Consider the following 24,336-nt stretch of genomic DNA (forward strand, 5'->3'; position numbering starts at 1 on the left):
TGGGGCACCCTTCCCCCACCATCCCTAGCTTGCTAGCATCCTAGCCATGCCCGCCGACCGCCAGGTGAAGCAGTTCAACGTCTACCTGCCCACCGACCTCATCCGAGAGGTCAAACACCACGCCGTCGACACCGAACGATCGCTCTCCTCGATCGTCGAGACGGCCCTGACCGAGTACTTCCGGCGCCTCACGGACGCGGACGCGGACGCCGGGGAGGGGGATGCGCGATGACGACCGACGGGATCGAGGGGTTCCTCGTCGAGACCCGCAACTACGGGGCGACCGCCGCGTTCTGGAAGTCGCTGGGCTTCGAGAGCGTGCTGGAGACCGATCACGGCTCCGGGCAGTGGCGGCACCCGGCCGGAGGGCCGTACGTGTTCATCGTCGAGCAGCACGAACGGGAGCTGGTGACAAGGCCCGTGCTCACCGTCGCGGACGCCGACGCGTTCGCGCCCGCGCGTACGCCGGAGTTCGCCCAGCCGTTCACGCCGACGCACTGGGGCGTGCGGCAGGCGCTGGTCCTCGACCCCGACGGGCGGGCCGTCGCTCTTGAAGCGCCGCTCCCGGACGGCCACGGAGAGCACCATGGGTGAGCCGCGGCGCGCCGTCCCCGACCACACCGCCGTTCGCGTCGCCCTCTGGCGCGCCCTGCACGTGCGGGCCGACGCGCCGCCGCATGTGCTCGGCGACGAGATCGGGCTGGAGCTCGCCGACCCCGGGCCCGGCTGGCGGGAGCGCGGCGACATGACCATGCCGGGCGTCGCGGGCGTCCGCGCGTCCGTCGTCGCCCGTGCCCGGTTCGTCGAGGACCTCGTCGCCGAGCGCGTCGCCGAAGGCGGAGTGACGCAGTACGTCATCCTCGGCGCGGGCCTGGACACCTTCGCCCAGCGGCGCCCCGAACCGGGCGCGTCGATCAGGGTGTTCGAGGTGGACCAGCCGGGCACGCAGATGTGGAAGCGGCGGCGCCTGGCCGAGCTCGGATACGCGACGCCGCCCTGGCTGACCTTCGTGCCCGTCGACTTCGAGGCCGGCGACTCGTGGTGGGAGCGGCTCACGGCCGCCGGGTTCGACCGGGGCGCGCCGGCGGTCGTCGCGTCGACCGGCGTCAGCATGTACCTCAGCCACGAGGCCAACGTCGCGACGCTCCGGCAGGCCGCCGCGCTCGCGCCGGGTTCCGCGTTCGCGTCGACCTTCCTCCCGCCGCTCGACCTGCTCGAACCGGAACAGCGGCAGGTCCAGGAGATGTCCATGCGCAACGCCGCCGCGTCGGGCACCCCGTTCGTCAGCCTCTACGCGCCCGAGGAGATGCGGCGGGCGGCCCTGGAGGCCGGGTTCGCGAAGGCCGCCCACGTCTCGCCGGACGAACTGGCCGAACGGTACTTCGCCGGCCGCCCCGACGGTCTGCGCCCGCCCCGGGCCGAGCAGTTCCTCGTCGCGGAGGTGTGACCCGCCGGCCGGTCACACGGCGTGCTCCTCCGCCAGCTCCGCCACCCCCGTGACCCGGTGCAGCGCGAACGTCCGCACCTCGTCCGTCGTGTGGTCGTACGCCGTGACGTAACCGCCCTCCACCCGTACGGGCGCGATCACCCGCTGGCTCGCCGCGCCCTCCGCGTTGACGTAGCCCATCCACACGGCCGCGCCGGTCAGGACGGCCGCCTGCATGGTGGCCAGGGTTTCGGCGGGCGTGGTGCGGGGCAGGGCGGCGGCGCCCGTCGCGGCCGGGGCCCGGTCCTCTGCGGCGGGGGACGGCTTGCGTTCTGCGGTCGCGGCGCGGTCGCCGGCGCGGACGGCCCGGACGGCGGCGGCGAGCAGGGTGTCGTCGGGCGCGGGCGGGCCGTCGGGGACGGGCGCCGGGGGCGTACGCGGCGGGGTGCGGTGCGCGTCGGCGCGCGTGACCAGGACGTCGCCCTCCGCCGACTCCGCCGCCGGCGCGTACCCCATCGCCCGCAACCCCTCCAGCAGCGCGTCCGGCGCGGCCTGGGCCGCGAGCACGGTCGGCGCGAGGCGGCGCAGCCGCAGGGCGGCCGAGCGGCGGTCGGCGAGGATCTCGGCGAGCGTCGCCTCGTCGTCGCAGCGCAGGTACGACGAGGCCGCGCCGACGCGCAGCCGGCCGTGGCGGCGGGCCACGTCCTCGACGAGGTAGACGAGCGGCTGGGGCAGCGGGGTGCGGGAGTGCTCGGTGAGGAAGGCGAGGATGTCGGACGCCGACTGCCCGGCGTCCAGCGCCCGCCGCACCGAGTCCGGCGTGAAGCGGTACACCGTGGCGCCGCCCTTGGACTCGATGTCCGCGAGCACGGCGAGCCGCTGGGCGAGCGGGCGGTGCAGCGGGCCGGGTGCGACGGCGGTGAGGTCGGCCTGGACGAGGACGTGGTCGAGCGGTTCGGGGAGGAGCGGCGCGAGGGCGGCGGCGGCCGCGCTCTCGGCACTCTCCCCGCGGGCGGCGGTGGCGTCGGCCGGGCGGGTGCCCGCGCCAGGCGAGGGGGTCGCCGCTGTTTTCGACAGCAGGACGCGGCCGGGGGTGGAGAGGGCGCCGCGGCCGGTGACGCCGAGGAGTTCGGCCTCGGCGAGTGCCCAGCGGGCGAGCCGGGACCGCAGGTTCTCGTGGGCGGTGCCAGAGGGGTTGGCGGGGCCGGATGACGTTGCCGGGCCGGTTGAGCCCGCAGCGCCTGCCGGACGGGCCGGTCCCGCGAAACCCGCCGACTCGGTCGATCCGGCGGGGCCGGCGGCCCCCGGCGCACCGGGGGAGCGCGGCGGGCGCTCCCACGCCAGGCGCGCGAGCAGCGCGTCGGCGGGGACGGCCGCCCCCGCCGGAAGGTCGGCGAGCAGCGTGAGGACGCGGCGCCGCACCTCGGGCGCGGGTGACCGGTCGAGGTCCGGCCCGAGCGCCGACAGGGTGCGCCCCTTGGCGTCCCTGGTGCCCGCGAGGCCGGGGGTACGGGTGGTGGCGAGCCACGCGCCGGCCAGCCACGCCCAGCGCTCGGCGGCGGGCAGGTCCAGCCACTCGTCGTACGCGGGCGTGGGGACGTACCGTTCGTCCACGTCCCCATCGGAGGCCAACAGGCCCGCCGCATAGGCGAGTTCGACCCAGAACGCGGCGACGGGACCCGGCACGTCGAGGACGGTCGACGCCCGCTTGAGGTCGCGGACGCTGAGCCCGCCCGCGCGCAGCACCAGCGGGCCGGCCGTCTCCCAGTCCGACAGCAGTTCCTCGACGGCGGCCGGTGCGCCGAACGCCTGCCCGGCCGCCGTCGCGTCCACCGTTTCCGGCGCGTACGCGGTGACGGGCGCCGGCGCGGGCGCCTCCGGCTCGGGCGTGCGGTGCGCGCGCCCGCCGCGCAGGTGCAGCGCCGCCTCCCGGGGCAGGACGACGCCGCCGGGCCCGGTCGGCAGGAGCAGCCCCCGGTCCAGCAGCCAGCGCAGGTGGGGGGCCGGTTCGGCGGTCACCGTGCCGTACGGCGGCCCCCAGGCGAGTCGTTCGAGGACGGCCCGCGCGCCCTCGGGCGCCCGCGCCAGCAACGCCGCCATCCGGGCGCGGTCCTCGAACAGCTCCGTCAGCGCGGCGACCGCCGTCACCGGATCGTGGGTGGTGGGCAGCCCGGCCGCCTCGATGATCTTTTGCAGCCGTCCGGGTGACATCCCGGCCGTGGCCTCGGCGACGGTCGGGCCCAGCCCGGTGGCGGAAGGCCGGCTCGCGGACGGTGCCAGCAGCTCGCGGGCCGTACGGACCAGGCGGAGCCGGTCGTCCCCGCCCCACACCAGCGCCTGCCGCCGCAGCTCCGCGACGGCACGCGGCAGCTCGGCCGCGACGCGCGGATCCGTCGGTTCGTCGCCGGTCATGAGGCCGGCCAGCCGCTCGTAGGGGCACGGGTCCGGCGCCACGGCCAGCGCCTCCGCGACCTGGAGCACGAACCGGTCCAGCCGGTCCAGCGCCCGCGCCACGGACGCGCGCGTCGCCGCCCGCGTGGCGAGCTGGGTGAGGTCCCCCGGCACCGGGTTCACCAGGTCGGGCCGCGCCCGCAACAGCTCCGCCAGCGCCTCGTCGGGCCGCGCCCGCAGCTCCTCGGCGAGGGTGCGCGGTCCTCCGCCGGCCCTGCCGCCGCCGCTGCCGGTCTCCCGAGAAGTGGTCATTCTGCTAACGGTACCGGGTGGAGGCGGCGGGGGCGGTGGGCTGCGGTCGCCTCTTCGACGCGCGTGTGTGCGTGCGTGCGGCGTGGGTGGTTTCCACGGCTTCCGCCGTGCTGCCGGGGAGCGGGTGGGCCGGTCCGCTCGTGGCGGTCGCGTCCTGCTGGTCCTGCCGGTCCTGCTGGTCCTGCTGGTCCTGCTGGTCCTGCCGGTCCTGCCGGTTCTGCCGGTTCTGCCGGTTCTGCCGGTCCTTCCGGCCGGTGGGCGAGGCCGTCCGAGTGGTGGGGAGCCGGGATGGGGGCGACGCCGTTCTCGGCGGCAGCGGTCGGACGGTGGCGTGCCGCTGCCGCGCGGTGTGCGCGACCGGGACCGAACGGAGCTCGCCCCCCGCCGTTCGCCCACCCGGGCGCCCCCGGCCGTTCTCGCGGACAGCCGGGGGAGGACCGGGTACCGTCGTTCGGGCAGCGGCGAGGCGTCGGAGGTCATCGGGGAGCTTGGGGGACGTGGTGGGGATCGAGAGCGATCAGCTCGTCTACGACTACCTCAGCAAGGTGGGCGACATAGCCCAGCGGCGGTCCCTCACGTCCGGGGACCGGATGCGTCTGGTCACCCGGCTGCGTACGGAGATCGAACGGCGGCGGGCGGTCGAGGGCGCCGACACACCGGCCGCCGTGCGCCGCATCCTCGACGGGCTGGGCACGCCCGACGAGGCGGTGACCGGCGCGGGCGGCACCGGTGGTGCGGACGGGGCAGAGGCAGGGCGCGCGGGCCGTGTCCCCGCGCAGCGCGGTGAGTCGGGCGCGGGCGCGGGAGCCGGCGCGGGAGCCGGCGCGGGGGCGCACACGGCCGCCGGGACGGGCGCGGTGCGCTTCCCCGACGCGGGAGCGCCCCCGCACCTCGCCACGGAGGAGGAGCTGCGGGGCCCGTCCACTCCCGCCGGCGCGGCGGACGAGTGGTGGTGGGTGGAGCGGAGCCCCTTCGACGCGGTCGGCGGAGGGGCGGGGACCGGCGGAACGGGGACGACCCACGGTTTCACGGGCGGCATAGAGATCCCGGACATGCTCAAGCCGCCGCCCGGCCCTGAGGAACTCGCCCGGCAGCAGGCGGAGGCGGCGGCCGGTGAGCGTTCCGGCGACGCCCTCCGGCCGCCGGCCGGCGTCGGCGAGCAGGCACCGGCCGGGCCGGGGTCCGGGCCGGGCGCCGCCGGAACCCGCCGCCGTTTCCCGTTCCGCCGCGCGGGCGGTACGGCGGGCGCGGGAGGCGTGCCCGCCGCGGAGGGCACCGGCGCGGCGGGGGGTGCCGCGGGCACCATCCCGATCAGCCCGATGCTCGCCCTCGTGGCGATCCTGCTCGTCGCCGGCGCGGTGCTCGGGCAGTTGCTCGTCATGGCCGCCGGCTGGGCCCTCGCCTACATCACGCGCAGGCTCACCCAGGCCGAGTCCAAGTGGGCCGTGATGGGCGTCCCCGGCCTGGCGGCGGGCGCCGCCCTGGTCTGGCTCTGGGGGCGCCTCGAACACCGCTGGGGCGACCCGATAGCCCAGGGCGAACTGGGCGCCGCCCTGGCCGACACCTTCCCGGTCGTCGTCCGGGTGGCCGCCGTCGGCTCGGCGCTGTTCGTCCTGTGGCGGGCCCGCCGCCCGGGGTGACGCGAGCCGTCCCGACGGCGCCGTGGCTACGGCTACGGGTGTTGGGGCGGACGGGCGTCGGTGCGACGGGAGTTGGGGCCGGTCCGGGTGGCGTCGCGGCTTCCGCCCCCGGACGCAACGGGCGACAGCGGCCTGCCGGGCCGCTGGAACCACGCCGACGGACGTCGAGCCGGGGGAGCCGATCCGGCCCGTCACCCTCACGCCGAGGGATGCGGCGCCCGGTGCCGTAGGGCGGGAGCGTCCGCGCGCCCCGGTGCGGGCGTTCCGGGCCGGATCCGCCGACCGCTTCCTCCGTGCTTCTCAAGGAGCGTTCCTCTCCCCCACGCGGGTGAGCCGTTCCGTCCTCGGGACGGACGTGCCGCCCCCGCCCCCACGGGGATCTTCGAACCGTCCGGGCACCGCCACCGCATCGGCGGTCAGCGTACGGCCAGATCAGGAGGATCCCCATGACTGCTCGCGCCCGCAGGGCGGGACCGCACGGCCGGACGGCGGCGGGCGTACCCCGCTGGGCCGTGTGGGCCGCGTACGCGACCTCGTTGACGGCTCTGCCCGCCGGGCTCTGGCGGATCCTGAGCGTCGATTTCCGCGTGCCGCTGATGGAGGTCGCGCCGGACGCCGACCCGCCGCCGGCCTGGTTCGGCGGCGAGTGGTGGTACGTCATCGCGTTGAGCGCGGTCAGCGAGGCCCTCGCCTTCCTGGCGGTCGGCCTGGTCAGCGAGTGGGGCGAGCGGTGGCCGCGATGGATCCCGCGGCTGGGCGGCCGCCGGATACCGATCCTCGCGGCGGTCGTCCCCGCCGGCCTGGGCGCGACGGTGAACACCCTGCTCTGGCCGTACGCGATGACGATGATCAGCCTCGGCCACAAGGTCGACGGGTCCGGGGCCGCGGGCTTCGGCACGCACGGCTGGCGGGAGGCCGTCTTCTACGGTGCGTACTGGCCGCTCGCCGCGTGGGGGCCGCTGCTCGGGATCCTCACCGTGCACTACTACCGACGGCGCCGGGCCGCCGAGTCCGTCGGAACGGAACCCGTCATGACCGGTCAGTGTCAGGGCGACCGGCAGCCGAGCCGGATGATGCGAGCGGGCCACACGGTGAAGACGCCGAGGTAGCGGACGCGGCCGCGCGCTACGTCCCTCCCTCAGGACGCGTTCGGGTCCCTCCGCATGCACCAGGTGCGGGGGCCGTCGTCCGGTAGGCGTACGTCGGCCGTCACCCTGAATCCGAGCCGCTGGTAGAAGCGGACGTTCCGTTCGGTGGAGGTCTCCAAGTACGCGGGGTGTCCGGCGCGTTCGGCGGCCTCCAGGCCGGGGGACAGGACGGCGGCGCCGATTCCGCGGCCCTGATGGGCGGGGTCCACGCCGACGGTGGCCAGGAACCAGGCGGGCCCCTGCGGCCGGTGCGGTTCCAGCGCGCGTTCGGCGGACTCGAAGGCGGCGGCGCGGTCACCCGCCAACTCGGCGGCAGCGGGAGCCACTTCGGCGAAGGCGGGTCCGGGGTCCCGCTCGGGCGTGGTCCACACCGCGACGGCGACGGCACCCTCGCCTCCCGCCTCCTCCGTCACCCACACCCGCCCGTACGCCATGCCCACCCGCTCCAGGAAGAGGCTCTGGAAGCGACGGATCCGGTCCTCGTGATCGTCGGCGGCGACGATGTGCCGGGTGAAGGGGTAGTCGGCGAACGCGCGGGTGAGAGTTCGGACGGACGAGGGCACGTCCCGCGAGGTGGCGGGGCGTACGAGGCGAGTGGGCTGTGTGTGGTGTGACATGTCCGGGGAACGGCCGGGAAGCGACGGACCGTTCCCGTGAAGTGAGGGATTCCCGCGGTCCGCTCTCCGCTTGGCGCGCGGTGAGGACGCGCGGACGCGGCGGGTGTCCGACGGGTCCGGGTCCGGTACCGGCCAACTCCCGTACCGCACTGGGGGACCGCCGCATCGGCGACTAGCGTCGGCTCGCGCAACGACCAACCCGGCATCCAGGCAAGGGAGGAACCATGAACATCCGCCCCCGTGTCGCGGTCGTCACCGCCTCACTGGCCCTCGCGGGCGGAGCGGTGGCAGGGTTCGCGGCACCCGCGTCCGCGTCGGTCGTGGAGGCCGCCGCGACGCCCGCCGCGACCGTCCCTTCCGCCACCGGCGGATCGGGCTTCACCTGCGCCACCTGGCGGTACCTGCGGGGCGACATCGGCCATGGCGCGTCGATCACGTGCTACGGCAAGTCGTTCACCTCGTACGTCGTCTGCCACCGCGCCGACGGGATCGACTACCTCCGCTTCGGCGACCGCGTCCGCTCCGGCCGTACGTCGACCGCGTGGTGCGACCTGAACGGCGAGGTCATCGACGCCGGGGCGATCCCCGGCTGAGGAGGCGATCCACCACTGACGCGGTGATCGACCGCTGAGCGTTCACGTCTCGCCGTCCACCCCGTCGACCTCTCCGTCGACGCCGACGAGCACGGCGCCCTCCCGGCAGTCGCGGCAGAGGGTGGGGTGGGCGGCCCGAACGGCGCGATCACAGCCGTCGCAGGTCTGGAGGGGGAGGGGGAGGGGAGCGGGCGGGGTGGACGGTCCGGTCTGCGGGACCCCGAAATCCGGCGCGTCCCAGGGAGCGAGCCCCGGCGGCGCGTCTCTGGGTGCCTCCAGGGGCTCCAGGGGCTCCAGCGGCCCGGTGGGCAGGGCGGGCGGCAGCCAGTGGGTGAGCCGATGACGGAGGAGGCGCGCGGGCCAGGAGATGCGGCCGATGGGCAGTTCGGCGGTCAGCGTGCGGACGATCTGCCGGGGCCCGACGCCGCGTTCGAGCCAGGCCCGGACGGCGGGCGACAGCTCCCGCACGTCCTTCTCGGAGAGCAGGAGGCGGGGATCGTGCCGGCGGAGCCCGGCGAGGAGGTCGGCGGCGGGGCCGTCGGGTGGGGGCGGGGGCGAGGCAAACGGCTCGGGCGCCGGGGGCCGCTCCGGCGGTGAGGGCTCCGGCCGCGACGGCGAGAGCTCCGACCGTGCCGGTTCGGGCGGCTGCTGCAACGGCCTTTCCGGCCGGGCTGGTGCGGGCTGCTGCAACAGTCGCTTCGACTGAGCCGGTTCCGCCAGCCGCTGCAACGGCCGCCCCGGCCAAGCCGGTTCGGTCTGCCGCTGCAACAGTTGCTTCGGCCGATCCGGGTCCGACTCCCCCTCCGACTCCCCCTCCGACCGCCACTCCGGCCGCGTCGGTGCCGACTGCCGCTGCGACCACTCCGGCCGCCCCGGTTCGGTCTGCCGCTGCAACAGCCGATCCGACCGCGAGGGCTCCGGCTGCCACTCCAACCGCTGCTCCAGCCTTGACGGCTCGGGCTCCGGCCGCTGCCCCAGCTCTGACGGCTCGGACCCCGACGGCGCAGGCCGTGACCGCTCCAGCCCGGACGGCTCCAGCTGCGACGGCTCCATCCCCGACGGCGCAGGCTGCGACTGCTCCAGTCTCGGCGGCTCCAGCTGCGACCGGCCCGGCCCCGACGGCGCAGGCCGCGACCGCTCCAGCCCCCACGGCTCAGGCTGCGACCGGCCCTGCCCCGACGGCTCGGACTGCGACTGCCCCGGCCCCGCCCCCTTCCCCCGCCCCCGCCGCCGGGCGAGGGCGACCGGCGGCGTCCCCCTACCGGAGTGGTCAACCACTGCCCCCGCCCCAGGCCGTTCATGCCAGCTCGTGACGGTGACGACGCGCCCCTCCTTCGTCCGCACCCGCTCCCGCCGCAGGTAACCGGCCTGCTCCAGCTCGCGCAGCCCGCGTCCGATGGTGATCTCGCCTTCCCGGAACCGCCTGGTCAGATCCTTGATCCCGACGCTCGCGCCATCCGGCAGGGACTGCACGTACACACCGATCCCGATCGCGACCAGCGACAACTCCCGATGCTGGGCGAGGTGGTTGCCGACCACCGTGAAGTGCGAGGTGTGCCGGTGCCGGACGTGCACCACTCCGGCGAGTGACGGTGCGGCTTGCGGCGCCACGGCGCACGCTCCCGCGTGCGCGCTAAACTGCGTCTCAGTCATGGGGAAGGGTCTGCTTCCTTGATGATCAGGCCCTCGCCCGGGATGGCTGTCCCGGCGGGGGCCGTCGTCATTTTCCCGACGTCTCATCGGGTGAGCGCGACGCTACCGTGCCGATCGAGGCGCTTTCCACCGCGTCACCCGATGGGGTGACAAGGGTGGGTTGGGTGGGAAAGAGTTCTTCCCATCGAGTCTTCAACCGGACGTCCCCCGTTACCGGTTCGCGGTCATCCGCCCCCCGACGCACCGGGTCCCGGAACCCTCGATCCGGTATCTCCGGCGGTTCCCCGTCCACCGGTGGACGTCGTCGTCGCCGGCGACGGCCCTCGCGAGCCACGAGAGGACCGCCCGGCCGCGTACACGCGTGGATCCCCGGTGTAGACGTCGCACCAGTCGTCGGTGAGGGCGCGGAAACCGTCCGGCGTGCAGCCGGTGAGCAGGCGGAATTCACGGATGAGATGGGACTGGTCGGTATAGCCGCACGTCGCGGCGGCTTCGGCCCAGGAGGGCGGACGAGTGCCGCGCATGAGCGCCATGACGCGCTGTAGGCGGGCGATACGGGCCAGGGGCTTGGGCGCCAGTCCGACCTCCCGGTGGAAGCGGTCGGTCAAGTGCTGTCTCGACCAGCCGACTTCGTCGGCCAGGGTACCGATCGACGTCGCCCCCGTGCCCATGAGCCGTCTCCAGACGTGGTCGACCTGGGGAGGCAGTTCCGGCCCCGCGCCGATCCGTGTCAGCAGGAACTCGTCACAGATCCGGAATCGCGCGGCCCAGTCCGGAGCCTCGGCGAGCCGTTCGGCATACCGACGGCCCACGGGGGTCAGGAGGTCGGTGAGGCGCACGGTCGTGTGGGCCAGTTCCCGCAGGGGAAAGCCGAACAGCGCTCGGGCGCCCAGAGGCGTCAGGAGCAGCACCATGCCGTGCTCCCGTCCGGACTGCCGGATCGTCAGCGGACGATCGCACAGGCCGGTCACCGGGGAGAGCAGGGACGCCCCCGTCGGGGCCGGTCCGGCCGCGTCGGTGACGAGATGCCGGACCGGCGCCTCGAAGTCGATGACGACCATCACCGCCGCCAGCGCTGTCACCCGTCGGAGCCGTGGTCGGGGGAGCGAGAAATCCTGCCCTGTGTAGCCCAGAACGTGGCTGGTCAGCAACGGATGCGGGGTGCCGTAGGCCAGGCGTGCCGAATCGGCCTTCTGCACGACGGCCGCCGTTGTCCGGACCCCCACGGACCCCGCTCCTCCCGGAAGCCCGTGCGCGGATTGCCGTCGGGCGATCCGCCATTCTTCCAATCCCGTCCCCCAGACGGGAGATTAGCGTCGGCCACGCCGCTGTCACGCGGCATACGCGGGCCCGCGGGGATCACTCCGACGGGGGTGAAGTGGTCCCCGCGGGCCCTCGCGGCGCAGCTGGGAGATGGGGGCTCTGTTGCGAGCAGGTCAGGTGGCCCGGGCGCCTCTCAGAGCACGGGCCGCTTCGGTGACGAGGCGGTGTTCATGGGGGCTGACGCCCTCGGCGATGCCCGGGTAGTCCACGAACGCGAAGGCTGCGATGTCGGACCGCGCGCCGGGCAGTTTGATGCGCGCGATGTCATCGGCGTGCAGGGGCGTGCATGCGAACAGGTGGGCGGTGGAGCGGCTTTCGTGGATCAGCTCCATGCCGAGCACAAAACGCGGCTCGATGCGGATGTGCAGGTCGCGGCGGGTGTAGTAAGCCATCGCGTTCCGGGCCGTCTCCTCTCGGAGGGCAGGCCCGCCGGGAAGCCGCCACTTTCCGGCGCCGGACTTGAACATGAGGAGTCGGCCGTCGGTGTCGGTGATATGCGCGAGGCCATAGATGAGTGGTGTGGGGGGCATGGCGACGAGTCCTTACGCCGGGAGCGTCGAGAGTGCCGAGGTGCGGTGTGAGGCGGCAGCGACTTCATGCGGAGGTGCCGCCACGACACCGCGTGGCACAGACTGGACCGGTTTACCGGTCCAGTCAAATCAACGTCCCGCGCTCATGGGGTAGTTGTCCACTCGTTCCCAGAGGTCGGACGGCGTCACGCCTTCCTCACAGACCAATGCGTTCCCTGCCGCATCACAGGCAACATGCAGGTCGACCGCCACGGCGAGCGGCTGCTCGCGTGCCAACCGCGCCGCCTCTTCCGCCGTGGCAAGCCGGACCGTCGTGACGTCACTGCCTTTGACCGGGCGCCGCCCGGTCTCGCGGGCCACGTAGTTGGTCGTGCCCTCGGTGATGGGCCCTTTCTGTGCGAGGCGGGGGCATCGGTCGGCCACCTCGTGCGGGAACCACGCGCTCACCAGCGACAGCGGCGAGCCGTCGTCCAGCAGGACGAGCCGGTCACGCCGCAAGGCCGTCTCCTCGGTCCGGAGGTCGAGGGCACCGCGGATTCGCTCGGGCGGCAACTCCCAGGCCGGAACGCCGAGTCGGCGGAACGGCCGGCCGTCGGACGTCCGGGCGGTGTCGACGCGGCGCCCTCCGGCCGGCCTGGCCAGCGGGACGTCCGTGACCAGGAAGCCGAGCCCTTGCCGTGAGACCACCACGCCATCCGCGCGCAGCATCTCGAACGCCTTGTTGACGGTCGCCCGCGAGACGCCCCACTGCTCGCACAGGTCCCGACCGGACGGCAGGAGGTCGCCGGGGCCGAACTCCCCCTCGGTGATGCGCCGACGAAGCGAGTCGGCGATCTGTTCGTACTTCAGCACTGGCATGCCCACACTCCCACCCTCTGGACAGGTTGACCGGTCAAGGGACAGCATGCTCTCCATGACGCAGCCGCCCGAGGTCGCACCCGAAATCATCGCGTTCTACACCGACGGGTACGACGAGGCAACGCGGTTGACGTCGTCCGCCGACGGCAGGCTCGAACTGGTGCGTACGCAGGAGTTGCTGCGCCGGCACCTGCCGCCCGTGCCCGCAGTGGTCCTGGATGTCGGGGGCGGCCCCGGCGTGCACGCGCGGTGGCTGGCGGCCGATGGGTACGACGTGCGGCTGGTCGATCCTGTGCCGCGACACGTCGAGGCGGCGCGGGAAGCCGGTTGCCGGGCCGAGATCGGGGATGCGCGAAGCCTCACGGTGGACGATCGGTCCTGCGACGCCGTACTGCTTCTCGGGCCGCTCTACCATCTGCTGGAACAGGAAGACCGGCTGCGGGCGCTGGCCGAAGCCCGGCGTGTCCTCAAGCCCGGCGGCCTGCTCGCCGCCGCGGCGATCAGCCGTTACGCCTCCTTGTTCGAGCACACGGCCACCACCTGGCTCGACCGTGGAGGCGTGCGCGAAGCGGTCGTGGACATCCTCGCCACCGGGCGGCATGAAGCCGGGCGCAAGGGGTTCACGGCCGCCTACTTCCACACCGCCGACGAGCTGTCGGACGAACTGAGCCTGGCCGGGTTCCGGGGCGTGCGTCTGTACGGGGTCGAGGGTCCGGCCTGGGGACTGTTGAAGGCCGTGGAGCTGCACACAGGGGAGCGGCTCGGCGAATCGGCCATGTTCCGGGCGGCACTTGACGCGGCGCGGATGGCTGAGGCGTACCCGGAACTTCTCGCCGCCGGGTCCCACCTGCTCGCCGTCGCGCGGGTCTGAAGCCCCCGGCTCAGACGGAGTCGGCGCGGCCCGGTGCCGGGGGCCCCGGGACGATCAGGGGGCCGCCGGTGACCGGGTCCGGGACGACCACCGACTCCAGGCCGAAGACGTCGCGGACGAGGTCCGCCGTCACCACGTCCGCCGGGCGGCCCTGGGCGACGACGCGGCCGTTCTTCATGGCGACGAGGTGATCGGCGTAGCGGGCGGCCTGGTTGAGGTCGTGGAGGACGGCGACGACCGTGCGGCCGCGGTCGGTGTTGAGGCGGCGGACGAGGTCGAGGACCTCGACCTGGTGGGCGATGTCGAGGTAGGTCGTCGGCTCGTCGAGGAGGAGCAGATCGGTCTCCTGGGCGAGGGCCATGGCGATCCAGACGCGCTGCCGCTGGCCGCCGGAGAGTTCGTCGACCGGGCGGTCGGCGAGCGCCGCGACGTCCGTGCGCCGCATCGCCTCGGCGACGGCGCGTTCGTCGGCCTCCGACCACTGCTGCCACCAGCGCTGGTGCGGCTGCCGGCCGCGTGCGACGAGGTCGGCGACCGTGATCGCCTCGGGGGCCACCGGGGTCTGCGGCAGCAGGCCCAGGCGGGTGGCCAGTCGCCGGGTGGGGACGCGGGTCAGTTCCTCACCGTCCAGGAGGACCGCACCGGACGCCGGCTTCAACAGCCGTCCCAGGGCGCGCAGCAGCGTCGACTTGCCGCAGGCGTTCGGGCCGATGATCACGGTGACCTCGCCGTCCGGCACATCGAGGTCGAGGCCCTCCACGACCGTGCGCTGCTCGTAGGCGAGGGTGAGGGAGCGGGCGCGCAGCCGTGCGGAGGCCGTGCGGGTCGCCAGGGGGGCCGTTTCCTGCGTCATGCCGACTTTCCTCCCGTGCGGCCGCGGATGATCAGCCGGATCAGGTACGGCGCGCCGACCGCGGCCGTGAGGACGCCCACCGGGAGCTGGGTGGGTTCGAAGAGCTTGCGGGCCAGCAGGTCCGCCAGGACGACGATCAACGCGCCCGTCAGGGCGGAGCAGACGAGCGGGATCCGGTCCGTCCGCGTCGTACGGCGGGCGATCTGCGGGGCGAGCAGCGCGACGAAGTCCACCGGGCCCGCCGCGCCCGTCGCCACGGAGGCGAGGACGACGCCGAGCAGGACGAGCCCCGCCCGCACCCGGTTCAGGCGGACGCCCAGCGCGGTGGCCGTGGCGTCGTCCAGCGCGACCGTGCGCTGTGCCCGCGCGGCCCAGCACAGCGGGACGGCGAGCACCAGCAGCGTCCACGCCACCGGCGCCGCCGCGTCCCAGCCGGCGCCGTTGAGCGAACCGGTCATCCACACCTTCGCCTGCTGGGCGACCAGGTAGTCGCCCTTGGTCAGGAACAACTGCGTGACCGCCCGCAGCGCGATGGCGAAACCGATGCCGATGAGCACGAACCGGCCCGCGTGCAGTCCGCCGCGCCACGCGAAGACGTAGACGAGGGCGGCGGCGAGCAGCCCGCCCGCCGTGGAGACGTAGGGGAGCGTCGCGTACGAGGTGACGCCGAACGTCATCGCCCCGACCGTCAGCGCCCCCGCGCCCTGCGACACCCCGATGATGTCCGGGCTGGCGAGCGGGTTGCGGGCCACTGTCTGGATGAGCGCCCCCGCGATGCCGAACGCGGCGCCCACCAGCAGGCCGACGGTCATGCGCGGCAGCCGGAAGGTGCCGACGACCAGTTCGTCGGGGGACGGCCGGCCGAGGAGGACGTCCACGACCGAGCCCGGCGCCACGAAGGTGTCGCCCACGCACAGGTAGGCGAGGCAGGCGGCGGCCAGTGCCGCCGCCAGGCAGAGGGCGACGGCCGCGCTCCGGCGGTGCAGGAGGAAGGAGGCCCGGCCGGAGCGGGTGCGGAGGAGCGTGTAGCCGGTGGGGCGGGACGGGCGGGACGGGTTCCCGGTGGTTTCCGTACGTCGGGAGGGGGATCCGGTGGTTCCCGTACGTCCGGGGGACGGCGCCGTCATGCCGCCACCTTCCTGCGGCGGGCGAGCCCGACGAGGAACGGGAGGCCGATGAGGGCCGTCATCACACCCGCCGGAACCTCGCTGTCCGCGTAGATCACCCGTCCGACGACGTCGGAGAGGAGCAGGACGACCGGCCCGAGCAGCGCCGCCATCGGCAGCAGCCGGCGGTGGTCGCCGCCGACGAGCGCCCGGGCGATGTGCGGCACCGCCAGGCCGACGAACGCGATCGGGCCGGCGGCCGCGACCCCCACGCCGGTGAGCACGGTGGCGCCGGTGCCGGCCGCGATCCGCACGGCCGCGACATTGCGGCCGAGGCCGCGCGCCACGTCCTCGCCGAGCGCGAGCGCGTCGAGACCGCGCGCCACGGACACCACCAGCACCGTCCCCGCCAGCAGGAACGGCCACATCTGGCCCACGATCGCCTGGTCCCGGCCGGCCAGCGAGCCGATCTGCCAGAACCGGAACTCCTCCAGCGCCGACGCCCGGGTGGTCAGCACGCCGGAGATCACCGAGACCAGCAGCGCGTTGATCGCCGCCCCGGCGAGCGCCAGCTTGACGGGCGACGCGCCGCCGCGACCGCGCGAGGCGATCGCGTACACCGCGACGGACGCCACCGCCGCGCCCGCGAACGCGAACCACACCTGCCCCGCCAGCGTGTGCACCCCGGCGGCGGCGATGGCGAGGACGACGCCCAGCGAGGCGCCCTGGCTGACGCCGAGGATCCCCGGATCGGCGATCGGGTTGCGGGTGACGCCCTGCATCACCACCCCGGCCATGGCGAGGGCGGCCCCCGTCATCAGGCCGATCAGCGTCCGCGGCAGCCGCAGCGAGCGGACGACGCCGGCCGTCGTGTCGTCCCCGCCGTGCAACAGGGCGTCGAGGACGCGGTCCGGCGGGATCGTCCGGCTGCCCACGGCCAGGCTGAGCAGCACCGCGGCCAGCAGCGCCACGACGGCGGCGGCCGTCCAGCCGACGCGACGGCGGAGGGCGACGGGACCGGGATTGGGGGTGGACGGTGGTGGCGGGGTGGGGGAGCCGACCGGGTCGGGTGGGGCGGGTATGGCTTCCACGGCGCGGGTTCCGGCGGCTCTCTCGGTGGGGCGGGCGGGGGACGGCGTCGAGTCGGGGACGGGTGGGGCGTCGGGACGTACGGCGAGGGCTCGTGCGCGGGCGCCACGCGGACACGGCGGCGCGCACGACCGCTCTGACCGATTGGCCCGAGTTAGGTCAGGCTAAGTCTACGGCGGGGGCCCGCCGCCGAGGAGGGGCGGGTACGCGGGGCACGTACGCGGGCCAGGGTGCGTAGGGGTCCCTCGCGCGCCCGCCGGCTCCACCGTTCCGTCGCGCGCCACCGCTGTACCGACCCCGCCCGCGCGGTGGTCCGGTCCCCGCGCGCACAATGAGCCGCATGACCACGCAGCCCCGCGCCGCCGTACCGGCAGCCCCCTTCACCGTCGGCTTCGACCTGGACATGACGCTGATCGACTCCCGGCCGGGGATCCGGACGACCTACGAGGCCCTGGCCGCCGAGACCGGTGTGTTCATCGACGCCGAGCTGGCGGTCAGCCGGCTCGGGCCGCCGCTGTTCCAGGAGTTGCGGGAGTGGTTCCCGGAGGCGGACGTGCCGCGGGTGGCCGATCGCTACCGCGCCCTGTACCGGGAGCTCGCGATCACCGGCTCGCTCGCGATGCCAGGCGCCCGGGAGGCCCTCGCCGCCGTACGGGAACTGGGCGGCCGGTCGATCGTCGTCACCGCCAAGCACGGCGGGAACGCCCGGCTCCACCTCGACCACCTGGGCCTGGAGCCGGACGCGCTGATCGGCGACCTGTGGGCCGAGCAGAAGGCGGTCGCCCTCCGCGAGCACGGCGCCGGCGTCTACGTCGGTGACCACACCGGCGACGTCCGGGGCGCCCACGCCGCGGGCGCCCTGTCGGTCGCCGTCCCCACCGGCCCCTGCCCGGCCGGCGAACTGAGCGCCGCCGGCGCGGACGTCGTCCTCGACGGGCTCGCGGACTTCCCCCGCTGGCTCCGGGCGCACCGGGCGGCGGTGGCGGAGGGGGCGGCGACTTCGGCCTGACCGGCCTGACCGGCCTGAAAGCCCGGCCGCCCGCCCCGGATCAGCGCGCCGCCGACGCCTCCCGTGCGCGCCGCCGCTGGTCGGCGGCGGTGCGCAGGACGCCGGCCGCCGCGATCACGAAGCCGACGCCCATGAGCATGCACACGAAGTAGGCGGCCGACGGCAGTGGGTCGGCGCCCAGGAAGAGCGGGGCGACGGTGGCCATGGTGGCCACTGCGCCCACGAGGAAGACGATCGCGCCAGCGCGCACCAGCAGATCCCCGGCCTGGGGCGTTTCGTTGCTCACCCGAGCAGGGTAGTTGCCTTGTGGCGGGCGTGCGCCCGCGGCTGCCCGGCAGGGCTGTGACCAGGAGCGGCGCGGAGGGACCGCCCGGCGGCGGGGCGGGAGCGGACACCACCGGAGGCGCGCCGGACGCGCAGAGGTACGACCTGAGGACGTCTTGTCACCGGGCCCGGGACCATTAGCCTTGGTTCTGGCTTCGGTTCAGCGGGTTTCGCGACCCGCTGCCGTGCTATCCGGAGCCGTTTTTACTTGCTTTCAGATGTTTCGATAACTTCCCACACTTACCGACCGTTTCCGATACATTCCGACCGTTTCCGATTTCCGACGAGTACGAGGACGAGGACAGACGTGCCTACCGGCAAGGTCAAGTGGTTCAACAGCGAGAAGGGCTTCGGCTTTCTCTCCCGCGACGACGGCGGAGACGTCTTCGTGCACTCCTCGGTGCTCCCGGACGGGGTCGACGCCCTCAAGCCAGGCCAGCGCGTGGAGTTCGGCGTCGTCGCCGGGCAGCGCGGTGACCAGGCGCTCTCCGTGACGGTTCTGGACCCCACCCCCTCCGTGGCGGCGGCGCAGCGCCGCAAGCCCGACGAGCTGGCCTCGATCGTCCAGGACCTGACCACCCTCCTGGAGAACGTCACCCAGCAGCTGGAGCGGGGCCGTTACCCCGACAAGGCGTCGGGCTCCAAGATCGCCAACATGCTGCGGGCGGTGGCGGACCAGCTCGACGTCTGACCGTCGGGTGACCGGTCCGGGACGCCCGCCGGACGCACCGTACGGAGACCGGGCGCGCGTCAGACGAACCTGAGCGCGTCCGGTCCCACGGCCGGTACCAGTCCCTCCGCCGCCGCCCGGGTCAGCAGGCCGCGGACCGCCGCGTAGCCGCTCTCCCCGAGGTCGGCGGTGAACTCGTTGACGTACAGCCCGATGTGCTGGTCGGTGACGGCCGGGTCCATCTCCTGAGCGTGCTCCAGCACATACGGACGGGACGCCTCCGGGTCGTCCCAGGCCATCCGCACGGACGTCCGGGCCGCCTCGGCCAGCCGCGTCAGCATCTCCGCGCCCAGCGAGCGCCTGGCGACGATCGCGCCCAGCGGGATGGGCAGGCCGGTGGTGGCCTCCCAGTGCTCGCCCATGTCGGCGAGGCGGGTGAGCCCGTAGTTCCCGTACGTGAACCGGGCCTCGTGGATCACCAGACCGGCGTCCACCTTGCCGTCCCGCACCGCCGGCATGATCTCGTGGAACGGCAGGACGACGATCTCGCCCACCCCGCCCGGCACCTCGGCCGCCGCCCACAGGCGGAACAGCAGGTAGGCGGTCGAGCGCTCGCTCGGCACCGCGACCGTCCGGCCCGCCAGCTCCGCCGGGTCGGCGATCCCGCCGGCGGTCAGCACCAGCGGCCCGCAACCGCGCCCCAGCGCGCCGCCGCAGGGCAGCAGCGCGTACTCGTCCAGCACCCACGGGAGCACCGCGTACGACACCTTGAGCACGTCGAGCTCGCCGCGCTCCGCCATGCCGTTGGTGACGTCGATGTCCGCGAACGTCACGTCCAGCGGCGGCGCGCCGGGGATCCGGCCGTGCGCCCAGGCGTCGAAGACGAACGTGTCGTTGGGGCAGGGGGAGTAGGCGATGCGGATCGGCTGGTCCACGGGCGTCCGGTCCATCAGTCTCGGCGGCCTTCCTCGGTGATGTCCTCTGGGGTGACGGAGGGAGTGACGGCGGAGGTGGCGGCGGGAGTGGCGGCGGAGGCTTCGGCAGGTCGTATCGCTTCCGTCGCCGTCGCCGTCGCCGTCGCCGTCGCCGTCGCCGTCGCCGTCGCCGTCGCCGTCGCCGTCGCCGTCGCCGTCGCCGTCGCCGTCGCCGTCGCCGTCGCCGACGGCTCCGCTCCCGCGGCCCGGAACGCCTCCGTCAAGGCCGGGCCCAGCGCCCGGAACGCCTCCGTCAGGGCGGCGAGCGCGTCCCCGATGCGCCAGGCGGCCCGGTCGCGGGGGCCGACCGCGTTGGAGACGGCCCGCAGTTCCAGCACCGGCACGCCGTGCGCCGCCGCTGCCTCGGCCACGCCGAAGCCCTCCATGGCCTCGGCCAGGGCGTCCGGGTGCGCGGTGGCCAGTTCGGCGGCGCGGGCCGCCGTGCCGGTCACGGTGGAGACGGTCAGTACGGCCCCGGGCCGGGCGCCCGTCGCCGCGCCGACCGCGCGGACGAGCGCGTCGTCCACCGGGTGCGCGTCGACGCCGAAGCCCAGCTCGGTGACGGGCAGGAAGCCCTCCGACGTGGCCGCGCCCAGGTCGGCGGCGACGATGCGGCGCGCGACGACGAGCCCGCCGAGCGGCGCCCCGGGGGCGAAGCCGCCGCCGATGCCCGCCGAGACCGCCAGGTCGTACGGGGCGCCGGCGAGCGCCGCCGCCGTCAGGGCCGTGGCCGTGCCGGCCGCCGCCGCGGCGGGGCCCACCCCGGCCGCCAGCACGTCGTACGTCACGCCGGACGCCGTCGTCCGGTGCAGGACGGCGCCGCCGGGCAGCGCTGTTTCCGCGGGCGCGGGATCCTCGGGACCCGCCGGACCGGCGGCGGCCGTCACGGACGACCGCTCGGCGGCGACGGCGGTGACGACGAGGACGCGCATCGTCAGCTGTCGTTCTTGAGCGTGTAGTTCCACACGCCGTACGGCTTGCCTTCGCCGTACATGACGATGGTGACCCTGGCCTCCTCCATGCCGGACTGGAGGTAGTTCCGGACCGGGATGGTGCGGTACGTCTTCGACCACGGGCCGGTCGGGCGGTTGTTGATGATGGCCGTCCAGCCCTTCTTGGCGACCTTGGGGTCGACGCCGATGTGGAGGTCGTCGTCGACGTTCACCTTGACGGTCTTGCCGCTCTCCTTGGCGCAGTCCTCGAAGTCCTTCTCGGAGATGCCCTGCTTGCCGTTGTAGCAGGCGGCCTCGGAGTGGACCTCGGACTTGCCGACGGTCAGCGTCGTCAGCGGAGTGGGCTTGTCGCAGGCGGAGAGGGCGACGACACCGAAGGTCACGGCCCCGAGTGCGGCAGCGGCGCGGCGGCTTCTGCCCCGGAAAAACGCAGCGGTCATGCGGGCAGGCTATCTGGCCACGTCAATCCCGTGACGCGCGGGTGCGGCGAGCCGTGTCGGACCGCCGTGGATCATGCCGTGGCCCGTGGCCCGTGGCCCGTGGCCCGTAGCCCGTAGCGCCGGTGTGCCGCCGCGGCGAGCCGTGCCCGGCCGCCGGGGCGCACCGGCGGCCGCCGCCCGTCACGCGACCCGCGGATGCGGTGTGCCCCGCCGGGCGGCCGTCAGCAGGCCCCGGACGGCCGTCGCCACGCCCAGCGCCAGGAACCCGGCGGCCACCGCCATGCCGAGGACGCCGTTGAGCGGCAGCAGGATGCCGATGCCGCCGCCGAGCACCCACGACATCTGGAGCAGGGTCTCGGACCGGGCGAACGCGGACGTCCGGACCTCCTCCGGGACGTCCCGCTGGATCAGCGAGTCCAGCGACTGCTTGCCCAGCGCCTGCGAGATGCCCGCGACCGCCGCGACGAGGACGATGAAGAACGCGTTGGTGAGCACCGCCGCGACGACCGTCGAGGCCAGCGCCGCGGTGAGGACGACGGCGATCGTCTTCTCCGGGCCGCGGGAGCGCAGCAGCGCGCCGATCGCCGTGCCGAGGGCGTTCCCGCCGCCGGCCGCCACCGCGACCATGCCCAGCGAGAACGCCGGGCTGAGTCCGTCCAGCGGGTGGACGCGGAGCAGGAACGCCAGGAAAAAGGTGAGGAAACCGGACAGCATGCGGAGCGCGCTGTTCGCCTGGAGCGCGTGCAGTACCGAGCGGCCGACGGTACGGAGCCCGGGCTTGGGACGGCGTTCCCGGAGCGCCCGCCGCTCCCGCCACGCCCGCCACGGGCCGGGCCCGCGCCGGCCGGCGGCGGACCGCCGCGGCAGGGCGGGAGGCCGGTCGTGCCGGTGCAGGTGGGGCCGGTGGCGCCGGTGCTCGTCGGACGCGAGGCGGGCGCGGGCCTCGCCCTTCGCCGAGTCGACCACGTGCGGCAGGGACAGCGACAGGTAGGCGCCGAGCAGGAAGACGACGCACGCGCCGTACAGCGGCCAGGCCGGCCCCAGGTGGTGCAGCCCCGCTCCGAGCGGGGCCGCCACTCCCGTGGCCAGCAGTCCCCCCAGTGTCACCCGGGAATTCGCCTTCACCAGCGAGATCCGTGGTGGCAGCAGCCGTGGCACGACGGCCGACCGCACCACCCCGTACGCCTTGGAGGCCACCAGCACGCCGAGGGCCGCCGGGTAGAGCTCCAGGCCGCCGGTGGCGACCGCGCCCGTCATGGTCAGCGCCAGGACCACCCGGGTGATCATCGCCGCGGCCATGGCGGCCCGCCGCCCGTGCGGGAGCCGGTCCAGCAGCGGGCCGATCACCGGGGCCAGAAGGGTGAACGGCGCCATGGTGATCGCCAGGTAGAGCGCCACCCGGCCGCGGGCCTGGTCGGTGGGGACGGAGAAGAAGACGGTCGAGGCCAGCGCGATGGTGATGAGCATGTCGCCCGCGGAGTGCACCGCGTGCAGCTCGATCAGCTTGGCCAGGCCCGACTCGCCCGCGCCGTGCGCGTGCGTCGCCTTGCGGATGCCGCGCGCCGCGAACGCGACGGGCGCGCGCAGGGCGCGGCCGACGCTCCGGCCGCCCCGGCGGAGCGGACCGCCATGTGCTGACCGGATGACACCCACGACGTCATCTTGCCCCACCTGGAGCGGAGTACGGCACACTCGGCCGGGTCGCTTCTCCCGGGGGCTCCCGGGGGCGTACCGGAGCGACGCGGGGAGCTCACCGAAACCCGGGTATCCCCCGGGTGGCCACCCGGGGTAGCGTGCCCCACGCGCCACCAGCGGTCGTTCTTGGCCGCGCGCCGAGTCTCGATCCCGCAGAATGGACATGACCAGGTGCGCCCGAGGCCGTTCGGGCGCGGACGTCGACGCGGTCCTCCGGTCCGCTCCGTCCGCCGGCCCGGCCGCTCGGCTGGCGCACTCGTGAGACGGCGTGGAAGAGAGAATCGATTCTTGTGAGTGCTGCGATGCGAAGCCGTACCCCGGACCGCCTGTGCGCCGAGGCGGTCGAACTGGCCCGTACGGCGGCCGAGGAGGCCGCGCACCCCGGGCAGGTCGGTGACCACGTCGAGGTCGTCGCCGACGGGGACCGCGTCGTCACGCACTACTTCCGCTGCCTCGACCCCGGCTACCGCGGGTGGCGCTGGGCCGTCACCGTCGCCCGCGCCTCCCGCGCCAAGAACGTCACGCTCGACGAGACGGTTCTGCTGCCCGGCCCCGACGCCCTCCTCGCGCCCGAATGGGTGCCCTGGAGCGAGCGGCTGCGCCCCGGCGACCTCGGCCCCGGCGACCTGCTGCCCACCGAGGCCGACGACCTGCGGCTGGAGCCGGGCTGGACGGGCGCCGAGGAGCCGCCGCCGAACTCCGTCGTCGCCCCCGAGGGCCTCTCCCACGAGCTGGCCGACCTCGCCGACGCGGAGGACGCCGAGGTGGCGCCCGGCCCGCCCGCCGCCCAGCCGACCGCCCCGGCGCGCGGCTCCCTCACCTCCCTCGCCGAAGAACTCGGCATGCGCCGCGCCCGCGTCCTGTCCCGCTACGGCCTGCACATCGCCGCCGACCGCTGGGACGAGTCGCACGGCGCCAAGACGCCCATGGCCCAGGCCGCCCCCGCCTCCTGCGTCAGCTGCGGCTTCCTCATCCCCATCGGCGGCTCCCTCGGCCAGGCCTTCGGCATCTGCGGCAACGAGTTCGGCGCCGCCGACGGCCACGTCGTCTCCCTCTCCTACGGCTGCGGCGGCCACTCCGAGGCCGCCGTCATGCCCAAGCCGCCGCGCCCGGCGCCACCCGTCATCGACGAGACGGTCGTGGACGTGCTGCCGATGGGCGACGCGGCCCGCGACTCCGGCGCCGCGGCGGGCGACGAGGACCTGGGGCACGCGTAGCCGCTCGCGCGGCGCGCCGGACCGGGCGACGGCCCGGCCGCCGGGACGCGCCGCGCCGCTCGGCGGCCACGGTGGCCACGGCGGCCGGGGCCGTGTCCGGTTTCCGGGCGGCACGGCGCGTTGTGCCCGGGGTACACGCGGGTCGTACGCGGGGGTGGCCGCCCGCCGGTGGTGCCGTCGGCGTTCCCGGACGGAACCGAGCGAACGGCCGGCGTACGCCTCGTCGCTCGGTGCGGCGGTGCCGACACCGGCGCCCCCGGCGACCGCCCTGCCCCCGGCGCGGCCCGCTCTCAGGTGACCGTCACCGTCGCCCTCATGTCCGGGTGGATGTCGCAGTGGTACGGGAACGTCCCGCTCTGCCTGAAGGTGTGGGTGAAGGAAGCGCCCGGACCGAAGGGGCCCGAGTCGAAGGAGCCGTCGTCGGCCGTCACCGTGTGGTCGGTGCCGTCGTCGTTGGTCCAGGTGACCGAGTCGTCGGCGACGACCGTCAACTGGCTGGGGATGAAGGAGAAATCGCGGATGGAGACAGTGGCCATGGGGATCTCCTCTCGTCCTCGGGGAGTGCGACCCGCCGGACGAGGGCATCTGCCCCGCCGTCGCCCGCTCCAACCGGCCTGTCATCCTTACGAGTCCGGCGGTGGGGC

The 24,336-nt window shown here is 74.7% G+C and carries 24 protein-coding genes and 1 pseudogene; 10 read left to right on the forward strand and 15 right to left on the reverse strand.

Annotation, left to right across the window (positions count from 1 at the left end):
* Positions 1 to 46 precede the first annotated feature (46 nt).
* Genes J7W19_RS19055 through J7W19_RS19065 form a run of 3 tightly spaced genes read left to right on the forward strand, consistent with a single transcriptional unit; the run spans position 47 to position 1,447 of the window.
* On the forward strand, positions 47 to 232 hold the full coding sequence (locus J7W19_RS19055) for a ribbon-helix-helix protein, CopG family (RefSeq protein ID WP_004945059.1): 186 nt from the start codon (positions 47 to 49) through the stop codon (positions 230 to 232).
* Complete coding sequence (locus J7W19_RS19060) at positions 229 to 594, forward strand: VOC family protein (RefSeq protein ID WP_004945062.1); 366 nt, start codon at positions 229 to 231, stop codon at positions 592 to 594. Before J7W19_RS19055 ends, J7W19_RS19060 begins: the two co-directional genes overlap by 4 nt.
* Positions 587 to 1,447, forward strand: a complete 861-nt coding sequence (locus J7W19_RS19065) for a class I SAM-dependent methyltransferase (RefSeq protein WP_004945066.1) — start codon at positions 587 to 589, stop codon at positions 1,445 to 1,447. The genes J7W19_RS19060 and J7W19_RS19065 overlap by 8 nt, the downstream gene beginning before the upstream one ends.
* Before the next feature lie 12 nt (positions 1,448 to 1,459).
* Here the strand turns inward: J7W19_RS19065 and J7W19_RS19070 are convergent, their stop codons facing one another.
* On the reverse strand, positions 1,460 to 4,129 hold the full coding sequence (locus J7W19_RS19070; RefSeq protein WP_004945069.1) for a helicase-associated domain-containing protein: 2,670 nt from the start codon (positions 4,127 to 4,129) through the stop codon (positions 1,460 to 1,462).
* Between the two features lie 497 nt (positions 4,130 to 4,626).
* Between J7W19_RS19070 and J7W19_RS19075 the strand changes: the two genes are divergently transcribed.
* Positions 4,627 to 5,769, forward strand: a complete 1,143-nt coding sequence (locus J7W19_RS19075; protein WP_004945072.1) for a hypothetical protein — start codon at positions 4,627 to 4,629, stop codon at positions 5,767 to 5,769.
* 446 nt (positions 5,770 to 6,215) lie between these two features.
* The gene (locus J7W19_RS19080; RefSeq protein ID WP_004945075.1) at positions 6,216 to 6,878 is read left to right on the forward strand and encodes a hypothetical protein; all 663 of its coding nucleotides are present in this window, start codon (positions 6,216 to 6,218) and stop codon (positions 6,876 to 6,878) included.
* 29 nt (positions 6,879 to 6,907) lie between these two features.
* Here the strand turns inward: J7W19_RS19080 and J7W19_RS19085 are convergent, their stop codons facing one another.
* On the reverse strand, positions 6,908 to 7,534 hold the full coding sequence (locus tag J7W19_RS19085) for a GNAT family N-acetyltransferase (protein ID WP_040889844.1): 627 nt from the start codon (positions 7,532 to 7,534) through the stop codon (positions 6,908 to 6,910).
* Positions 7,535 to 7,758: 224 nt separating this feature from the next.
* On the opposite strand from J7W19_RS19085, the gene J7W19_RS19090 reads away from it, so the two are divergent.
* Positions 7,759 to 8,127: a hypothetical protein gene (locus J7W19_RS19090; protein ID WP_004945079.1), complete on the forward strand. Its 369-nt coding sequence runs from the start codon at positions 7,759 to 7,761 to the stop codon at positions 8,125 to 8,127.
* A gap of 42 nt (positions 8,128 to 8,169) precedes the next feature.
* On the opposite strand, the gene J7W19_RS33675 is transcribed toward J7W19_RS19090, so the two are convergent.
* The 4 genes from J7W19_RS33675 to J7W19_RS19110 form a co-directional block, all read right to left on the reverse strand.
* Entirely contained in the window at positions 8,170 to 9,738 is a 1,569-nt protein-coding gene (locus J7W19_RS33675; protein ID WP_158688774.1) for a hypothetical protein, read from the reverse strand.
* Between the two features lie 266 nt (positions 9,739 to 10,004).
* Positions 10,005 to 11,006 carry a helix-turn-helix domain-containing protein gene (locus J7W19_RS19100; RefSeq protein WP_004945084.1) on the reverse strand — a complete coding sequence of 334 codons (1,002 nt, stop codon included), beginning with the start codon at positions 11,004 to 11,006 and terminating at the stop codon, positions 10,005 to 10,007.
* Positions 11,007 to 11,216: 210 nt separating this feature from the next.
* On the reverse strand, positions 11,217 to 11,633 hold the full coding sequence (locus J7W19_RS19105; RefSeq protein ID WP_004945087.1) for an NUDIX hydrolase: 417 nt from the start codon (positions 11,631 to 11,633) through the stop codon (positions 11,217 to 11,219).
* 129 nt (positions 11,634 to 11,762) lie between these two features.
* On the reverse strand, positions 11,763 to 12,491 hold the full coding sequence (locus J7W19_RS19110) for a GntR family transcriptional regulator (RefSeq protein ID WP_040889877.1): 729 nt from the start codon (positions 12,489 to 12,491) through the stop codon (positions 11,763 to 11,765).
* 55 nt (positions 12,492 to 12,546) lie between these two features.
* Here J7W19_RS19110 and J7W19_RS19115 point away from each other — a divergent pair, with 55 nt between their 5' ends.
* Positions 12,547 to 13,362, forward strand: a complete 816-nt coding sequence (locus tag J7W19_RS19115; protein ID WP_040889879.1) for a class I SAM-dependent methyltransferase — start codon at positions 12,547 to 12,549, stop codon at positions 13,360 to 13,362.
* Positions 13,363 to 13,372: 10 nt separating this feature from the next.
* On the opposite strand, the gene J7W19_RS19120 is transcribed toward J7W19_RS19115, so the two are convergent.
* Genes J7W19_RS19120 through J7W19_RS19130 form a run of 3 tightly spaced genes read right to left on the reverse strand, consistent with a single transcriptional unit; the run spans position 13,373 to position 16,412 of the window.
* Positions 13,373 to 14,215 (reverse strand): ABC transporter ATP-binding protein, encoded by an 843-nt coding sequence (locus tag J7W19_RS19120; protein WP_004945095.1) that lies wholly within the window; start codon positions 14,213 to 14,215, stop codon positions 13,373 to 13,375.
* Positions 14,212 to 15,342, reverse strand: a complete 1,131-nt coding sequence (locus J7W19_RS19125; protein ID WP_004945099.1) for a FecCD family ABC transporter permease — start codon at positions 15,340 to 15,342, stop codon at positions 14,212 to 14,214. Before J7W19_RS19125 ends, J7W19_RS19120 begins: the two co-directional genes overlap by 4 nt.
* Positions 15,339 to 16,412, reverse strand: a complete 1,074-nt coding sequence (locus J7W19_RS19130; protein WP_004945102.1) for a FecCD family ABC transporter permease — start codon at positions 16,410 to 16,412, stop codon at positions 15,339 to 15,341. Before J7W19_RS19130 ends, J7W19_RS19125 begins: the two co-directional genes overlap by 4 nt.
* A 338-nt stretch (positions 16,413 to 16,750) precedes the next feature.
* Here J7W19_RS19130 and J7W19_RS19135 point away from each other — a divergent pair, with 338 nt between their 5' ends.
* Positions 16,751 to 17,419, forward strand: a complete 669-nt coding sequence (locus J7W19_RS19135) for an HAD family hydrolase (RefSeq protein ID WP_004945105.1) — start codon at positions 16,751 to 16,753, stop codon at positions 17,417 to 17,419.
* A 40-nt stretch (positions 17,420 to 17,459) separates the two neighbouring features.
* On the opposite strand, the gene J7W19_RS19140 is transcribed toward J7W19_RS19135, so the two are convergent.
* The gene (locus tag J7W19_RS19140; RefSeq protein WP_004945108.1) at positions 17,460 to 17,705 is read right to left on the reverse strand and encodes a hypothetical protein; all 246 of its coding nucleotides are present in this window, start codon (positions 17,703 to 17,705) and stop codon (positions 17,460 to 17,462) included.
* 345 nt (positions 17,706 to 18,050) lie between these two features.
* On the opposite strand from J7W19_RS19140, the gene J7W19_RS33680 reads away from it, so the two are divergent.
* Positions 18,051 to 18,434 carry a cold-shock protein gene (locus tag J7W19_RS33680; protein ID WP_004945111.1) on the forward strand — a complete coding sequence of 128 codons (384 nt, stop codon included), beginning with the start codon at positions 18,051 to 18,053 and terminating at the stop codon, positions 18,432 to 18,434.
* Between the two features lie 59 nt (positions 18,435 to 18,493).
* Here the strand turns inward: J7W19_RS33680 and J7W19_RS19150 are convergent, their stop codons facing one another.
* From J7W19_RS19150 to J7W19_RS19165, 4 genes and pseudogenes are all read right to left on the reverse strand, one after another.
* Positions 18,494 to 19,363 carry a 1,4-dihydroxy-6-naphthoate synthase gene (locus J7W19_RS19150; protein ID WP_004945114.1) on the reverse strand — a complete coding sequence of 290 codons (870 nt, stop codon included), beginning with the start codon at positions 19,361 to 19,363 and terminating at the stop codon, positions 18,494 to 18,496.
* 245 nt (positions 19,364 to 19,608) lie between these two features.
* Positions 19,609 to 20,319, reverse strand: a pseudogene (locus tag J7W19_RS19155) (futalosine hydrolase); the annotation flags it as partial.
* Positions 20,320 to 20,321: 2 nt separating this feature from the next.
* The gene (locus J7W19_RS19160; RefSeq protein ID WP_040889846.1) at positions 20,322 to 20,780 is read right to left on the reverse strand and encodes a hypothetical protein; all 459 of its coding nucleotides are present in this window, start codon (positions 20,778 to 20,780) and stop codon (positions 20,322 to 20,324) included.
* 180 nt (positions 20,781 to 20,960) lie between these two features.
* On the reverse strand, positions 20,961 to 22,433 hold the full coding sequence (locus tag J7W19_RS19165; RefSeq protein WP_004945119.1) for an MFS transporter: 1,473 nt from the start codon (positions 22,431 to 22,433) through the stop codon (positions 20,961 to 20,963).
* A 344-nt stretch (positions 22,434 to 22,777) separates the two neighbouring features.
* On the opposite strand from J7W19_RS19165, the gene J7W19_RS19170 reads away from it, so the two are divergent.
* Positions 22,778 to 23,692: a DUF3027 domain-containing protein gene (locus tag J7W19_RS19170; protein WP_004945121.1), complete on the forward strand. Its 915-nt coding sequence runs from the start codon at positions 22,778 to 22,780 to the stop codon at positions 23,690 to 23,692.
* 290 nt (positions 23,693 to 23,982) lie between these two features.
* Here J7W19_RS19170 and J7W19_RS19175 read toward each other — a convergent pair whose 3' ends face one another.
* Positions 23,983 to 24,234, reverse strand: a complete 252-nt coding sequence (locus J7W19_RS19175) for a cupredoxin domain-containing protein (RefSeq protein WP_411848860.1) — start codon at positions 24,232 to 24,234, stop codon at positions 23,983 to 23,985.
* Positions 24,235 to 24,336 lie beyond the last annotated feature (102 nt).

Origin of the sequence: Streptomyces mobaraensis NBRC 13819 = DSM 40847, assembly GCF_017916255.1 — a bacterium.
Lineage (GTDB): Bacteria > Actinomycetota > Actinomycetes > Streptomycetales > Streptomycetaceae > Streptomyces > Streptomyces mobaraensis.

Coding starts and splice junctions, on each gene's coding strand:
- J7W19_RS19060 (WP_004945062.1), top strand. CDS start 229: ATGACGACCGACGGGATCGAGGGGTTCCTCGTCGAGACCCGCAACTAC.
- J7W19_RS19085 (WP_040889844.1), bottom strand. CDS start 7,534: ATGTCACACCACACACAGCCCACTCGCCTCGTACGCCCCGCCACCTCG.
- J7W19_RS19065 (WP_004945066.1), top strand. CDS start 587: ATGGGTGAGCCGCGGCGCGCCGTCCCCGACCACACCGCCGTTCGCGTC.
- J7W19_RS19170 (WP_004945121.1), top strand. CDS start 22,778: ATGCGAAGCCGTACCCCGGACCGCCTGTGCGCCGAGGCGGTCGAACTG.
- J7W19_RS19090 (WP_004945079.1), top strand. CDS start 7,759: ATGAACATCCGCCCCCGTGTCGCGGTCGTCACCGCCTCACTGGCCCTC.
- J7W19_RS19135 (WP_004945105.1), top strand. CDS start 16,751: ATGACCACGCAGCCCCGCGCCGCCGTACCGGCAGCCCCCTTCACCGTC.
- J7W19_RS19070 (WP_004945069.1), bottom strand. CDS start 4,129: ATGACCACTTCTCGGGAGACCGGCAGCGGCGGCGGCAGGGCCGGCGGA.
- J7W19_RS19125 (WP_004945099.1), bottom strand. CDS start 15,342: ATGACGGCGCCGTCCCCCGGACGTACGGGAACCACCGGATCCCCCTCC.
- J7W19_RS19080 (WP_004945075.1), top strand. CDS start 6,216: ATGACTGCTCGCGCCCGCAGGGCGGGACCGCACGGCCGGACGGCGGCG.
- J7W19_RS19120 (WP_004945095.1), bottom strand. CDS start 14,215: ATGACGCAGGAAACGGCCCCCCTGGCGACCCGCACGGCCTCCGCACGG.
- J7W19_RS19055 (WP_004945059.1), top strand. CDS start 47: ATGCCCGCCGACCGCCAGGTGAAGCAGTTCAACGTCTACCTGCCCACC.
- J7W19_RS19150 (WP_004945114.1), bottom strand. CDS start 19,363: ATGGACCGGACGCCCGTGGACCAGCCGATCCGCATCGCCTACTCCCCC.
- J7W19_RS19115 (WP_040889879.1), top strand. CDS start 12,547: ATGACGCAGCCGCCCGAGGTCGCACCCGAAATCATCGCGTTCTACACC.
- J7W19_RS19110 (WP_040889877.1), bottom strand. CDS start 12,491: ATGCCAGTGCTGAAGTACGAACAGATCGCCGACTCGCTTCGTCGGCGC.
- J7W19_RS19105 (WP_004945087.1), bottom strand. CDS start 11,633: ATGCCCCCCACACCACTCATCTATGGCCTCGCGCATATCACCGACACC.
- J7W19_RS19160 (WP_040889846.1), bottom strand. CDS start 20,780: ATGACCGCTGCGTTTTTCCGGGGCAGAAGCCGCCGCGCCGCTGCCGCA.